The organism is Lysinibacillus sp. NPDC093190 (assembly GCF_050280425.1).
GTDB lineage: Bacteria > Bacillota > Bacilli > Bacillales_A > Planococcaceae > Lysinibacillus.
On sequence record NZ_JBNNVG010000038.1, the window covers coordinates 29,402 to 44,205 of the forward strand.

Annotated in this window: 10 protein-coding genes; 6 read left to right on the top strand and 4 right to left on the bottom strand. The window is 32.3% G+C overall.

What is annotated here, in order from left to right; genetic code table 11:
* The first annotated feature begins 7 nt into the window (after positions 1-7).
* Together ACQKOF_RS22070 and ACQKOF_RS22075 are read left to right on the top strand one after the other, a co-directional pair.
* Positions 8-7,777, top strand: a complete 7,770-nt coding sequence (locus tag ACQKOF_RS22070) for an amino acid adenylation domain-containing protein (protein ID WP_427561777.1) — start codon at positions 8-10, stop codon at positions 7,775-7,777.
* A 69-nt stretch (positions 7,778-7,846) separates the two neighbouring features.
* The gene (locus tag ACQKOF_RS22075) at positions 7,847-8,581 is read left to right on the top strand and encodes a 4'-phosphopantetheinyl transferase family protein (protein ID WP_427561780.1); all 735 of its coding nucleotides are present in this window, start codon (positions 7,847-7,849) and stop codon (positions 8,579-8,581) included.
* Positions 8,582-8,939: 358 nt separating this feature from the next.
* Here the strand turns inward: ACQKOF_RS22075 and ACQKOF_RS22080 are convergent, their stop codons facing one another.
* The 3 genes from ACQKOF_RS22080 to ACQKOF_RS22090 form a co-directional block, all read right to left on the bottom strand.
* Positions 8,940-9,380, bottom strand: coding sequence for a cell wall hydrolase (locus tag ACQKOF_RS22080; protein ID WP_370042418.1), 441 nt, complete (start codon positions 9,378-9,380; stop codon positions 8,940-8,942).
* A gap of 202 nt (positions 9,381-9,582) precedes the next feature.
* Positions 9,583-9,900, bottom strand: a complete 318-nt coding sequence (locus ACQKOF_RS22085; RefSeq protein WP_427561782.1) for a hypothetical protein — start codon at positions 9,898-9,900, stop codon at positions 9,583-9,585.
* A gap of 165 nt (positions 9,901-10,065) precedes the next feature.
* A complete protein-coding gene (locus ACQKOF_RS22090; RefSeq protein WP_427561785.1) occupies positions 10,066-10,617 on the bottom strand; it encodes an ECF transporter S component in 552 nt (183 codons plus the stop codon).
* Positions 10,618-10,808: 191 nt separating this feature from the next.
* On the opposite strand from ACQKOF_RS22090, the gene ACQKOF_RS22095 reads away from it, so the two are divergent.
* The 4 genes from ACQKOF_RS22095 to ACQKOF_RS22110 all read left to right on the top strand — a co-directional run bounded on the left by ACQKOF_RS22095 (position 10,809) and on the right by ACQKOF_RS22110 (position 14,231).
* The gene (locus ACQKOF_RS22095; RefSeq protein WP_427561787.1) at positions 10,809-11,657 is read left to right on the top strand and encodes a pyridoxamine kinase; all 849 of its coding nucleotides are present in this window, start codon (positions 10,809-10,811) and stop codon (positions 11,655-11,657) included.
* Positions 11,658-11,761: 104 nt separating this feature from the next.
* Positions 11,762-12,055, top strand: a complete 294-nt coding sequence (locus tag ACQKOF_RS22100) for a hypothetical protein (protein WP_427561790.1) — start codon at positions 11,762-11,764, stop codon at positions 12,053-12,055.
* Between the two features lie 188 nt (positions 12,056-12,243).
* A complete protein-coding gene (locus tag ACQKOF_RS22105; protein ID WP_427561793.1) occupies positions 12,244-12,654 on the top strand; it encodes a UPF0158 family protein in 411 nt (136 codons plus the stop codon).
* A gap of 383 nt (positions 12,655-13,037) precedes the next feature.
* Complete coding sequence (locus ACQKOF_RS22110; protein WP_427561795.1) at positions 13,038-14,231, top strand: alpha/beta hydrolase fold domain-containing protein; 1,194 nt, start codon at positions 13,038-13,040, stop codon at positions 14,229-14,231.
* A gap of 63 nt (positions 14,232-14,294) precedes the next feature.
* Here ACQKOF_RS22110 and ACQKOF_RS22115 read toward each other — a convergent pair whose 3' ends face one another.
* Positions 14,295-14,630 carry a CHY zinc finger protein gene (locus ACQKOF_RS22115; RefSeq protein WP_427561798.1) on the bottom strand — a complete coding sequence of 112 codons (336 nt, stop codon included), beginning with the start codon at positions 14,628-14,630 and terminating at the stop codon, positions 14,295-14,297.
* Between the last annotated feature and the right edge of the window lie 174 nt (positions 14,631-14,804).

Genomic DNA, 14,804 nt, shown 5'->3' on the forward strand with positions numbered 1-14,804 from the left:
ACCTATTATGACAAAATTAAAAAGTTTATCAGAAATAGAGAAAAAACGACTCCTAAAAAATATTATGGCTGGACAAAGTGATAATATCCAACTAGCTTCTCTGGGCCAGACACGTTTATGGTTATTGAACGAGCTGGATAATAGCTCCCAATATAATATAAATACAGCACTTCAAATAGAAGGGAAAATAGACAAAGAAGTTTTACAGTCTTCTATAACAGAAATAGTAAAACGTCATGATTCGTTAAGAACAACGTTACCGAATATTAATGGTAAACCACATCAAGTGGTTACACCTAGTGTTAAAAAAATAAGTGGGATTGATGAATATGACTACAGCAATCTAAGTATAGATTCTAATGATTATCTAAATGTTATTAAAAAAGAGGTAAATGTACCGTTTAATCTTCATGAAGGTCCTTTATTTAAAACAAAACTATTTAAATTCAAAAACAATCATTTTGTTTTGGTTTTTATAATGCATCATGCAATATCGGATGGATGGTCGACAGGTATTTTATTAAGAGATTTTATAGAAATTTATAATAAGAAAATAATTAATATTGATGCTTCATTGGATCAGTTGGATTGTAAATATACTGATTTTTCTAGATGGCAGCGTAAGGCTTTGCAACAGAGTAGTTATAAAGAAAAAATAGAATTTTGGAGAAAAAAGTTAAGTGGAGATCTACCAATTTTACAATTACCAACAGATTTTTCAAGACAGTTAAAACAGACTTATAATGGTAAGCAAATTGAATTTGTAATAGAAAAGGATACTTTTCAAAGGATTAGGAAGTATTGTCAAAACTATAATATTACTCTGTTTATGTTTTTACTCGGTGCATATAAAAGCATGCTTTATAAATATACAAATCAAGAAGATATCATAATAGGAATTCCGGTAGCTAATCGAGAAAAAACTGAGTTTGAGGAGATAATGGGCTATTTCGGCAACACAGTTGCTCTAAGATCAAAAATTCATGGAGATATGTGTTTTGAAGATATTTTAAAATTAGTTAAAGATACTAGTCTAGAGGCATTAGAAAATCAAGAAGTACCTTTTGAGAAAGTTGTAGAGATTGTAAAACCTGATAGAAATGATGCTTATCCACCAATTTTCCAATCAATGCTTGTATTACAGAATGATCCTATTAATATTGGCGAATTGAGAGACTTAAAATATGATATTTTAGACATTCATACAGATACTGCAAAATATGATATTACGTTAAATATGAGTGAGAAAAAAGGCTACTTGATAGGAAAGGTAGAGTATAATTCTGATTTATTTAAAGAAAGTAAAATTAAAACTTTTATTGATAACTACGTTAGACTTATTCAGGAGATTTTAAAAGATTCAACACAATTACTAAAATCATTCTCAATTTTAAACCAAAATGATATTAATGCCATTCAAGATAAACAGCACAATTTAACTGAATTCCCAAGAATGAAATCGGTTCAAGAAGTATTTTCAGACATAGTAAACATGTATGGTACTAGGACAGCCCTGCATTCTCAAGAAAGAACTTTAACTTATATAGAGTTGGAAGAACGAAGCAATAAATTAGCTAATTATTTAATAGAAAATGGAGCAAATCGCGGCCAGAAAATCGGAATGCTCTTAAATAGATCTAGTAATTCTATAGAAGCTATATTAGCTATCTTAAAAGTGGGATGTTGTTATGTACCTATTGATCCTGATTATCCAGAACAACGAATTAAATCTATGTTAGAAGATTCTGATGTAAATTTAGTCCTATCAGATTCAAATAGCGTAACTTATAACTCAGATGAAATATTGATAATTGATATGGATTTTAATGCTAGAGAAATAGCCTCTCAAACTTCTCAGCGCCCTAACATAAGTGTATCTGGTGAAGATATAGCTTATGTCATGTATACATCTGGCTCAACTGGTACCCCTAAAGGAGTAGAAATAACGCACAAATCAATTCTCCGACTTGTAAAAAATACTAATTATCATGATTTTTCCAAAGATGAAGTTTTTCTTTTATTTTCAACATTATCATTTGATGCATCCACATTCGAAATATTTGGTAGTTTATTGAATGGATGTAAGTTAGTAATTTTCCCACCTGAATTACCAACTTTAGATGATTTGTCTTTATTTATTAAAAATCAAAAAATTTCAACAATTTTTCTAACTGCTGGTCTATTTCAACAACTTAACGATGCTCATATAAATAATATGAAAGGCTTAAAAAAGCTTTTAACAGGTGGAGATGCCATCGCTTTAGCAGTTACAAAAAAATTTAAAGCCCTAGCTCCTGATACAATTTTGATGAATGTTTATGGACCGACAGAGAATACAACATTCTCAACATTTTATGAAGTTAGTAAAAATGAAGATTGGAATTCTCCACTTCCAATTGGGAAAGCAATTTCTAATACCACTTTATATGTTTTGGATAAGGATTTAAATTTGTTACCAGATAGGGTGCCAGGAGAACTTTATTTAGGTGGAGATGGGGTTTCGTATGGCTATTTAAAAAGAGAAGAACTAAACCAAGAAAAATTCATCAAAAATCCATTTGAAAATTCTGAAGATCCAATTCTATATAAGACGGGAGACAGAGTTCAAAGATTAGAAGATGGAAATATAGAGTTTTTAGGTAGAATAGACAACCAGGTAAAAATCCGTGGCTTTAGAGTAGAGTTAGGAGAAATAGAACATGTATTATCAAGACATAAAAATATCAAAGAAGTTGTCGTTACTATTAAACAGACTGTTAACTTAGGCAAGCAACTAATCGCTTACGTTGTTAGTGATATTACAGAGCAAACTATTAGAGAATATTTAGTTGAATCCGTTCCAAATTTCATGATTCCTTCTTATATTATTAATATTAATAAATTCCCTTTAAAAATTAATGGGAAAATTGATATAGAAGCATTACCTGAGCCGTCTATAGAATCAAAAATGAAAAATTTTAATCTTAATAATTATACCGATAAACAATTATGGTTTGCTGAAATTTGGAGTGAATATTTAGGGATAAAGAAAGAGGCTGTAGGTTTAGATAATGATTTCTTTGAACTTGGAGGAGACTCCATTCTCGCTATTCAAATTATTTCGAAAATAAATAAAGGTGGATATAAACTTTCTCCTAAACACCTCTTAGAAAATAGGACTATTAGAAAGTTAGCAAACATATCTCAACGCTATATTGGGGAAAAAATAGTACAGAGTGATTTAGCAGAGGGAGAAATAAATCTAACACCTATTCAAAAATGGTTTTTCAATCAAGATTTACCTAATAAAAATCATTTTAATATGTCCCAACTATATGAAGTAAATGTAGATGAAAAACATTTAGAAATTGCATTACAGAGAGTAATAAATAATCACGATGCTTTTAGAATTAGATTTAAAAAAACGGATGTGGGACATAAACAATATTATAAAGAAACCAAAGAAACTTTTACATTGCATTCTCTAGATATTGGTAATTTAAATAAAGATCAACAAGAAACTATTTTTGCTAAAAAGACTTTAGAATTACAAGAAGACATTGACATATACAATGGCCCTCTGATTAAATGTCTGTATTTTAAAAGAAACGCTAGAGAAAAAGATTTACTTTTTGTAACTGCACATCATTTAATAATGGATGGGATATCTTGGAGAGTATTTAAAGAAGATTTAATCAGCGAATATAACAATTCAAAAGCAGGAATGATACCAACCCTATTAAAAACTTCTACTTTTAAAAAATGGGCAGAGGACTTAAAAGAATATGCTCAGTCAGTACAGTTAAGAAAAGAAGCAGATTATTGGCTTGAAGGATTAACTGGAAAATCCGGATATATACCAACTGACTATAATAAAAGTAATACTAGAGAATCAGCGAACATAATTTCAAAAACAATGAGTGCTGACTCCACAAAATTATTATTGAATGAAGTTCATCAAACGTATAATACACAAATTAATGATATTTTAATAACAGTTCTGTCTATTGTTTTGAGAAATTGGACTAAAAACAATAATGTATTAATAAATCTAGAAGGGCATGGTAGGGAAAATCAATCAGCAAATACTGACATATCAAGGACTATAGGTTGGTTTACAAGTATTTTTCCATTAGAAGTATCAACAGAATACTTTAATAACGACTTGGGAGCTGCTGTTAAAAGCGTAAAAGAACAACTCAGAAGTATCCCACAAAAAGGTTGGAGTTATGGCTTAGCTCGGTATTTGTTGGAAGATGAAAAAATTCAAAATGCATTTAATAATCAACAGAAAGCTGAAGTTAGTTTTAATTATATGGGAAGATTTTCAAATGGGACGAATGAAAACCCTATTACTCCTTCTAAATATCATGTTAATTCGGATAGAACCAATTTAGGTTTCCGTGAACATTTAATTGAAATAAATTGTAGTGTTCAAGATAATCAGTTAATAATGAATTGGACTTACAGTGAAAACAAGCATAGTCACGAAACTATTGAAAAGATTGCTTCTCAATATATAGATATACTTGAAAAACTAATTAGTCACTGTAAAAATAAGTTGGTTTCAGAAAGTACACCATCTGACTTCCCGTTGGCTACTTTAAATCAATCAGAGTTAGAATTTATAGAAAAAAATTATTCAGGAAAGATTGAAGATATTTGGAATCCAAGCCCTATGCAAGAAGGTATGTTATATCATACTCTTTATGATGAGAAAAAATCTATGTATTATGTTCAATCTTGTAGTGAATTACATGGGAAACTTGATTCGTCATTATTTAGAGAAGCTTGGAACGTTGTTATAAATAAAAATGATATATTAAGAAGTCATTTTATTTTTGAAAATATCAAAAGGCCTTTGTTGTTAGTAAATAAAAATATTCCTTTTCACATTGAACATTATGATAGAGCAAAGTATTCAATACAAGAAAACGATGAGTTTTACAATAATTTAATAACAATTGATAGAGAAGAGAGTATAGATTTTCTACGTGCACCGCTAATGAAAATTAAGTTAGTTAAATATAATGAATATCTAACTAAAATGATTTGGGGATATCACCACGCTATAATGGACGGATGGACTTATACTCTAATAATAAATGAATTGATGGGTATTTATAAGAATCTTAAAATGGAACAGGATTATGATAAGTCGAAAAACCCATCGTATGGTAATTACCTATTATGGAGACAAGAAAAAGAAAATCAGAGTAAAAGTAAAGATTTTTGGTCTAAGGAATTAGAAGGAATTAAGGAACCAACTTTATTGAATATAGAAAAAACAAATAAGGAAGGAAATGTTTCTACTAATAATTCAATATCATTGGTACTTTCCCTAGAGGAAACTCAAAAGTTATACAATTCAGCAAAGTTGAGAAAAGTATCTTTAAATACTTTATGTTTAGGTTCTTGGGCATTTGTATTAAGTAAATACAGCAAGAACGATGATATTATTTTTGGAGTGACTGGATCTGGTAGATCAACAGAAATTATTAATAGTGAAAATATAGTTGGCCTATTTATTAACACCCTCCCTCTAAGAATAAAGGTTGAGAACGAAGCTGAAATAGGATTCTGGCTAAAATCTATTCAAAGCAAACAGTGGGAATTAAGAGAATATGAACATTCTTCACTTACTGATATAAAAGAATGGAGTAACATGGAAAAGAGTTCACCTTTATTTAATCAAATATTTGTTTTTGAAAACTATCCTTCAATTAATGAAGATATAGAACAGAAAAATGAATTATTGATGAAAAATAGATATTCTCTTGAACATACAAATTATCCTATGAGCGTAACTGTAAAGCCTGGTAAACAAATAGAATTCGAAGTTAGTTACGTGGAGAATGTATATACAGAATCCTCCGTTCGTAGAGTTTTAGAGCATTTGAAAAATACTGCCTTAGAGTTATCTAATGATGCTAATTCATCTCTTGGTGACATAAAAATACTTAGTGAAGAGGAAAAATATAAGATAATTAATGAATTCAATCACGAAATAAAATTGCCGGAAAATGAATGTAATATTATTTCAGTATTTGAAGAAGCAGCTAAACAAAATGCGAATAGCATTGCTGTAAGGGCAGGAGACCAAAGTATTAATTACCAAGATTTAGACGAGAAGGCAAACATACTAGCATATTCTTTAATAAGTAAAGGTGTTAAAAAAAATGACCTTATTGGTCTATCGATGAACAAATCTATCGATTTAATCATTGGTCTCCTAGGAATATTAAAGGCTGGGGCCGCTTATGTCCCTATAGATCCAAATTATCCGAAACAACGAATTTCTCATATGATAAATGATTCACATATTGAATTAGTAATAGCTAATGATGAAGTTATTGATAAACTGAAAATCTATCAGTGTAAAATACTTACTGTAGATGAATTAACTCAAGAAAATACATCTAATAAAGTTATGCCTTTCCCATATATAGAATCTAGTGATGTGTGTTATGTAAACTATACTTCTGGCTCTACTGGTAAACCAAAAGGTGTTATAGTCACGCATGGGAATTTGGTAAATATGTTTAATTCTTGGGAAGTTGCTTATAAATTATCTGAAACAGACGCACATTTACAAATGGCTAATTTATCATTTGATGTATTTACCGGAGATTGGGTGAGAGCTCTTTGTTCAGGTAAAAAATTAGTTTTATGTGAAATGGTTCAATTATTAGATTCTTATAGACTTTATAATTTAATGATTGAAGAAAAGGTGGATATTGCTGAATTTGTTCCAGTGGTTCTACGTACATTAATTAGTTATTTAGATAATGAAAATAAATCATTAGATTTTATGAAAGTAGTAATTTGTGGATCAGATAGTTGGTATACAAGTGAATATAATCATTTTCTAAAGTTTATGGGTACAAATACAAGATTAATAAATTCTTTCGGTTTAACTGAAGCTACAATTGATAGTTCATATTATGAAAGAAATGAGCTATTTAGTGATGAAGAGAAACTTGTTCCAATAGGAAGACCTTTTATGAACCAACAATTATTAATTCTAGATGAAAAACAAGAGTTGTTACCAATCAATGTTCCAGGTGAATTGTATATAGGAGGAGCAGGGGTATCAAAAGGGTATGTTAATAACGAAGAAATGAATAAAAGAAATTTCTTTATAAATCCATTTGACAAAAATAATGTATCATATATGTATAAAACTGGGGACATGGCAAGATTTTTAGAAGATGGGAATGTAGAATTATTAGGAAGAGCAGATAGCCAAATTAAAGTTAGAGGTTTTAGAATTGAGATAGGTGAAATAGAATTAGCACTTAAAAGACATCCTCTAATTAATAAGGCAGTAGTACTAGTTCATAAGGAATCAAAAGACAACAAAGTAATTGTAGGTTATGTAAAAGCGGACAAACAACTAAGTAAAAATGATCATAGAGATATAAAACAATTTTTAGGTGAGTATTTACCTTGGTATATGATTCCGGCGTTTATTGAGGAATTAGAGATGATACCTGTAACTCCTAATGGAAAAATAGATAAATTATCTTTACCGTCTTTAAAGGATATTAAGTCACATATGCATCCATCTTCTACACCTCCTTCAACAGAGAATGAAAAGATATTACAAAAAATTTGGGGAGAGGTCTTAGATATAGATAACCCGGGGATAGAAGAGAATTTTTATGATATAGGTGGAAATTCTTTATTGGCTATTCAGCTTACCCTTAAAATTAACAAACGTTTTAATACTAATTTTACTATTAAAGATGTATTAAGTAATCCTTCAATCATTAATTTTGCCAAACTTTTAAACTAATTTTCAAAGAAGAATCCTGACTAGCATCAGGATTCTTCTTAAATTTACATTTAAGAGGAGGAAGGAATATTGGAAATAAAGTCAGGTGAGTGTCATATTTGGCGTTTCGATTCAAATGAAGTAACACCAGATTTAATTAATATACTAAGTAAAGAAGAAAAAACGAGATATTTGAATTATAAATACATTAAGGATAAAAATAGATTTTTAAAATCGGCCGCTATGTTAAGAATATTATTATCTTTCTATACAGGAATTTCTTTAGAAAAGTTAATTATCTCAAGGAAATGTAATGAATGTGATAGGAATCATGGTAAGCCAATATTAATTAACTGTAGAGAAATTAACTTTTCATTGTCATACTCAAAGAATATAGTAGTGATTGGTATTTATAAAAACTTCGAAATAGGAGTGGATATTGAATGGATTAATAATGATTTTCCCTGCGAAGAAGTAATTCAAAGTATTTTATCTTATGAAGAACTTAAAAAACATAATGCTCTGGGTACGAATGAAAAATTAAAAAACTTCTATTTTAATTGGACTATTAAGGAGTCTCTTACAAAAGCAACAGGTCAAGGTTTAAATGAAAGCTTTAATAACATTTCAATTGAACGAGATAATAATTATGAATCAATTCAAGTCGTAAATTATCCTGGATTTAACAATGATTTTCACGACATTTCCATAAAATCGATGATATTTGAAGAAAATTATATGTTATCACTAGCAGTGTTTGATTCATTGAAGACAATAAAATTTTATAATGAGAGTGATATAAGCAAATATACCGAATTCATGTAAGTTATTTTATTAATAATTGGTATTATGGATTACATGTAACTATGTACAATATATTCTTCCCCTATAATGTCTTATTATTACTCGTATTCTATGATTTTTAAAAGTAGTCAGAGTGTCTTATAAACACTGCATTAAAGTAGATGGTGGTTCGGCTCCTGAAGTCTTCATACATAAAGTGACTGTAACTGTAGCATTAAATTTTTAAAGCTTATGAATATTGAACGGAGCTGGACTTCAATCCGAGATTTACTCTGATGAAACACATATGTCGTTTTAAAGGGAACCCCTGCTATTCAGGAAGTTCCCTCTTTATTTAAGAATAAGCCACAATAACTTTACCAAAAACGCGAATGACTACCTATCCTTGATAAACACTTTCACATGTATCTGGTGCTGGTTCATAGAAGCAATGATTTTTAAATTGACCAGTAAAAGGTTGACCGTACCATGTTGGAGGACATGGTGCGTATGGATTGAAATACCAAAGTGCGTATTTCGCTGGATGATCTCGCCAATAATCCAGAGTCAATTTTGCTAATCTTTTTTCATTAGGTCGCGCTCTTTGATAAAACATATTACCTTTTTGAACAGCTTCAAAAGAATAATTTCCTCCTTGTACCTGATAAATAACATCATTAATTGTTCTTAAATCTTTAAAGTCTGGACATTCTGCTATAACACGATTCACAATGACATTGCCAACATATAGCATTCCTTGGTTTCCTTCACCTACAGCTTCTGCTCTCATCATCCTTGCCACTAAGTCAACGTCAGAATTTATATATTTTACTCTTGGCATTTTTTCACCTCCACCATATAGTATGAAAAAAAGCCTTCATTATTGAAAATCAAATTTATTCATTCAGAAAAGGTTGAAAAGTCATTTCGAAATACTTTTGTGAAAGTGAGCTAACAATTTCCTTTAATTTAGCTTTAGATTTTGAGCATTCTATATTGAAAACGCCAAGTACAAGCAGTTATGCTTTATAACACATGATTTTTTAATGCTTTTTAACGAATGTATAAATATTTAAAATAACTCCTATAACGAACATAATTATTGAATTTAATGCAAGGATCACCGCTATAAATCCTCCTGCAAAAGCAATCCCTTCTCTTGTGTTATCTGGTTCAAAGGCTTTAGCATAACTGACCCCTAAATACACAAAGCTTCCGACTATTACTGGGATTAAAACCGCCATGCCAATTGCAGAAGCCCATATAGGGATCTTCTTATTTTTGTATAAATAGGCTGCTAAATAATCACAAACTACAATAGATAGTAATAGAACGATCCAAACGATAGCATCTCCGTTCATTCCTAACCACCCCTTAGGTTAATTCAATTTTACTCGTGGCATTTTCGCCTTAAAGATATAGTATGGAAAAAATCCTCCATTATTGCAACTTGAAATTTTAAACGAAACGCCAACAAAAAAACACGCCATCTATGCTGTCAACAAAACAGCAAGATGGCGTGTTTTTTAGAAATTCTTTTTGAAGTACGGTGTTTTTTTCATCACGATACATACGGGTATCGCGATAATTAAACCGACAACGTTTTGGATTACGTCTCCTGGAATGGATGCTAAAGGGGCAACCCAGCTTTTGAACATAATCGCTTGCCCAATATAGTAGACCGCCATCATCACAGGCATTGAAACAGCTGCTGCGAAAATGTTTAACCCAATATTGTCGCCTCTATGACCTTTAGACCAAGCGATTTTCCCGACGATGGTGCCTTGTAATGCGCGGGAGATTATTGTAGTTGGCGCCCAAATTAACCAGCCACCTACGATATCGAATAAGCCCATTCCGATTGCTCCAGCAAGTGCCCCTTTTTTAGGACCAAATAAAATTGACGTGATTAAAAGCATGGATGTCCCTAAGTGAATAAGTCCGCCTTGCCCGAATGGTAGCTTAAGATTGATGAACATTGTTGCGACGAAAACAAGTGCTGCAAGAATGGATGTAATGACCAAATCAAATGTTTTCGTGCGTGATTTTGTATAGGATTGACCTTGTATATTTTGCATCTGCATATCCTCACTATGATGAATTTTTCGATAATTTTAACTTTAGCAAAGGACTGACTATCGTAAAAGTGCCAATTTGATAAAAATATTAAAGGTCAGTTTATTTTTCTATTAGTGAGTGCATTTTCGCATCTATTTAATTATGATACGATGAAGAGAATACAAGCAGGATTAGTTAGGTGGAGAGTATGATGAAAAAAGTTGCTGTAATTCAGGATATGTCATCCTTTGGAAAGTGCTCGTTAACGGCTGCGATGCCTGTGCTGTCAGTGATGGGTGTTCAGGCGGTGCCATTACCAACTGCAATTTTGACGGCGCAAACAGGGTATTCGAGCTTTTATTGTGAGGATTTAACGTCAAAGATGGACTACTTTGTAGATGAGTGGAGCAAGCTTGGTGCGACCTTTGATGGCATTCATACAGGCTTCGTGACAGGGAAGGAGCAAATCGATAACATCTTTCGATTTTTAAACTTGTTTCATTCTAGTGAAACGACGTTGCTTGTAGATCCGGTAATGGGTGATTTGGGCGAGGTTTATAAAATGTATTCAGGCGAGTTGCTCAATCGTATGAAAGAGCTAGTGAAGAATGCAGACATTATTACGCCAAATATTACTGAATGCTGCTTGCTTACAGGTTTATCATACGAGAAGTTACAGAGCTATCAAGACGATGCAGATTATCTTCAGGCGTTAGAAGAAGCGGGTCATCAGCTACAGCAGGAAACTGGGACGAACGTCATTATTACCGGTTTAAATCCGCCTTCAGCAGAGGCGAACAAGCGTTATGTAGGCAATATGTATGTCGATGCACATCGTTCATTTTCTAGCATCCGAGAATACAACGGCGAGAGCTATTCAGGCACAGGAGATTTGTTTGCATCCGTCATTATGGGTGGCATGATGCGCGGGCAAGATTTAGTTGAGTCGATGAAGCTTGCCGAGACGTTTTTAGCAGCTTCAATTGAAGCTACATCAAAGGAGCAAATTCCGCGCGAAGCAGGCGTGAATTTTGAAAAGTTTTTACGAATGTTACTTTAGAATTCTTAGAGTTTTAATCACGTTTTGAGCATTTTGCGATAGTGCATCGGTATTCATCAGTTTATTAAGTAAATAATTAAAATTATGAATTAGGGAGGTGTATAATGAATTCAATTAGATATTACGTAGTGCAAGTAGATGAGCGCTATTACCAGGGGGAAATTGACCTTCTAACATTTACGGATGATGAAGAACAGGCCTTTGCGTTTACGGATATTGTGGCTGCAAACCAGTTGGCTAATGAGGTCAATGGAATCGTCCTGACAAGAGAAGTCAGTTATAAGGAGCTAGAAGACTTTTCAGCACAATATCTGGTTGAGTACGAAGCATTGCCAAAAGAAGAGCGTGACACGATAGAATCATTTTGTAGGGAGCTCAGTATAGGAACGTTTGAATAAATGCCGAATCGAATCTTTTCGGTTCTTTTTTATGCAGTTATCGACTGAGCTTAAGCATTCTACCCTTCTAAAACATGGCACTTTTTAATGAAATAGTGAACAGCCCGTAGCCACGATTGATGGTTGCGGGCATTTTTTGTAATATTAAGTGTGATTTGTGCGTGTAGAATTAAAATGAGGTGACGGAATTGAAACTACTAGATGAACTTGTGGATGCATTTTTAAATGGAAATGATAATAACATGTCGTATGTGTTAAATCGTCGAACGGGTGAAGTTCTTTTGGATGCACCAGAATTTATAACTGGCGAACTTGAGATTGATTGGGATGATGAGGAAGTGGCTGCGGATTTAGTGATAATTCCAAATGTTACATCGTCTGAGATGTATGATGTCATGGCCAGTTTTGCTAAAAAGCAATCAGATCCGATTACGATTCATTTAATCAACGTACTTAACGGAAAAAAACCTTTTCGAATGTTTAAGGAAAAAATTAATGAACTAGGCATCGAAAATCATTGGTACCAATTTGAACAGGATTATGCTAAGAGTAGAATGACAGAGTGGCTAGAAGAGTTTTCCGAAATGGAAGACAGTTAAGCAATAAAGAAATTTGAAAGCTATAAAGTTTCAAAATCATTTTTTGTATGTTTTTCTAAAAATTCTGAAAACTAAAGAGCGATCAGCTACAACTCTGGCATTCACGCACGTTACATACAGAATAAGGTGATTTAAACATGCAGATTCCAGGTGACCACAACGGAGTCTTTGAACAATGGAGATAGTTATTTCTATAGTTTTTATTAGCAATGTGGTACTAGTTTAACTTTGAAGTTTGTGAGATATAAAGATAATATTTGACTTTGTGCGTGAGAATGTGGTGCATCATTTTTATTAAAGTATAGATCTTTAAATGATTACTTGAAATCTTATGTATAAAAGGCAGCATAAAAATGTAGTGTAATATGGGAGGTTTTAAAAAGATGAATCAGACAACAAATTGGCGACCTAGAGGTTTTCTTCAGTGGCTGCTCACATTTCTCTCTGTGATAGTATGTTTTATTGTCATTATAGTGGCATACTATATTTTTAATCCAAGTAATATGGATAAAATAATGAGTCTGCTTGCATGGGGGGGCTCTATATTTCCGATTATTCTAGTAGTTACAACATTAATAATAATAGTTTTATTAGCTCTTTCTTTTTGGAAGAAAACCTTCATTGCTCTTACAGTTCTAATTCCTATTTTGTTATTATTAATCTTTTTAATTGTGCAGCCAATTAGTAATATGAAAAGCTATGCTAAAAGCGAGAATGTATCGGTTTCTCTTAGCTCACATTTTTTCTATAAACAAGATATCTCAACTAAGCCTAGTGAAGATGTGGTGTATGGGAAAACTACGGACGGCAATGAATTAAAACTCGATGTGTGGCCAGCAAAGAAAAAATCAGAAGATGTTTTAACACCTATCATTGTTCAAGTGCATGGGGGTGGTTGGGTAGGTGGAGATAAAGGCCAAATTCAAGACTGGAATCAGTGGATGAATGATCAAGGGTACACTGTTTTTGATGTCCAATACCGTATGCCTCCTGAAGCAGGTTGGAAAGATGAAGTAGGGGATGTTAAATCGGCGTTAGGTTGGATCGTGCAAAATGCAGATACGTATAAGATTGATCCGAACAGAATCATTTTAATGGGAGAGTCTGCTGGGGGAAATCTAGCTATGCTTGCTGCATATAGTATGGGAGATAAGCATTTACCACCATCAACGGATGTTCCGGATGTACCAATCAAGGCGGTGATTAACATGTATGGGCCGTCAGATATGACTGAGTTTTACAAGAACAATCCAAGTAAGAGTTATGTCCAAGATGTTATGAATAAGTACATTGGAGGCTCACCATCCGATTACCCTGAGCGTTATAAGATGCTTTCCCCTATAAGCTATATCCAGGGAAATATGCCACCGACTATTATGTTTTTAGGGACGGGTGATCGTATTGTTCCTGTAGAGCAGGCGAACGTATTGGATGAGAAACTGACTAAAAGCGGTGTAGCGCATGAACTTTACCTTCTTCCAAAGGTCGATCATGGCTTTGATGCAAATCCAGGTAGTTTGAGCACACAATTTGCCAAGGAGAAAGTAAAAGCATTTCTTCAAAAATATAATAAATAATCATTACGCATAGCTTCTAATAGAAAACCTTTGAAGGCATTAACCCTTCAAAGGCTATTCTATTTAGAAAGTACATGTAGGATTATTATCAGTCTCAAAGTATATATGAAAATGCTTATTGCAATTTGGATTAAAAAGAGCATTACAATGCTTACAGTTAGTGCTATTCATATATTCACGAATAGTTAATTCATTTTTACATACGCCACAAAATATTGCCTTTTTATCAAAGTCCTCTTTTTTCCATGGCTGAATTTTATGATTTGTATTTTCCTCATGACATTTATAGCAAGGATAATACTCTCCACAACATTTAAATTTAATTGAAATAGTATCTACCTTATTAGAATAGTGTTTACATCTTCCTTGATCATCAATAACATTTCCTAGAATCTTCATATTTCAAACCTCTTTTCATAAGATGATTTGTCAAATTAAGTGCAACAATTGCTCATTAAAAGCCTCGTTTGCAGTTTTTCAACCAAGACATTTTCTTGGTCGGTTGTTGATATAGTTTAATGATTCTGTTAGTTCTTCTGGTGATACTTCTTCGAAATTTGTTTGCTTAGGGAA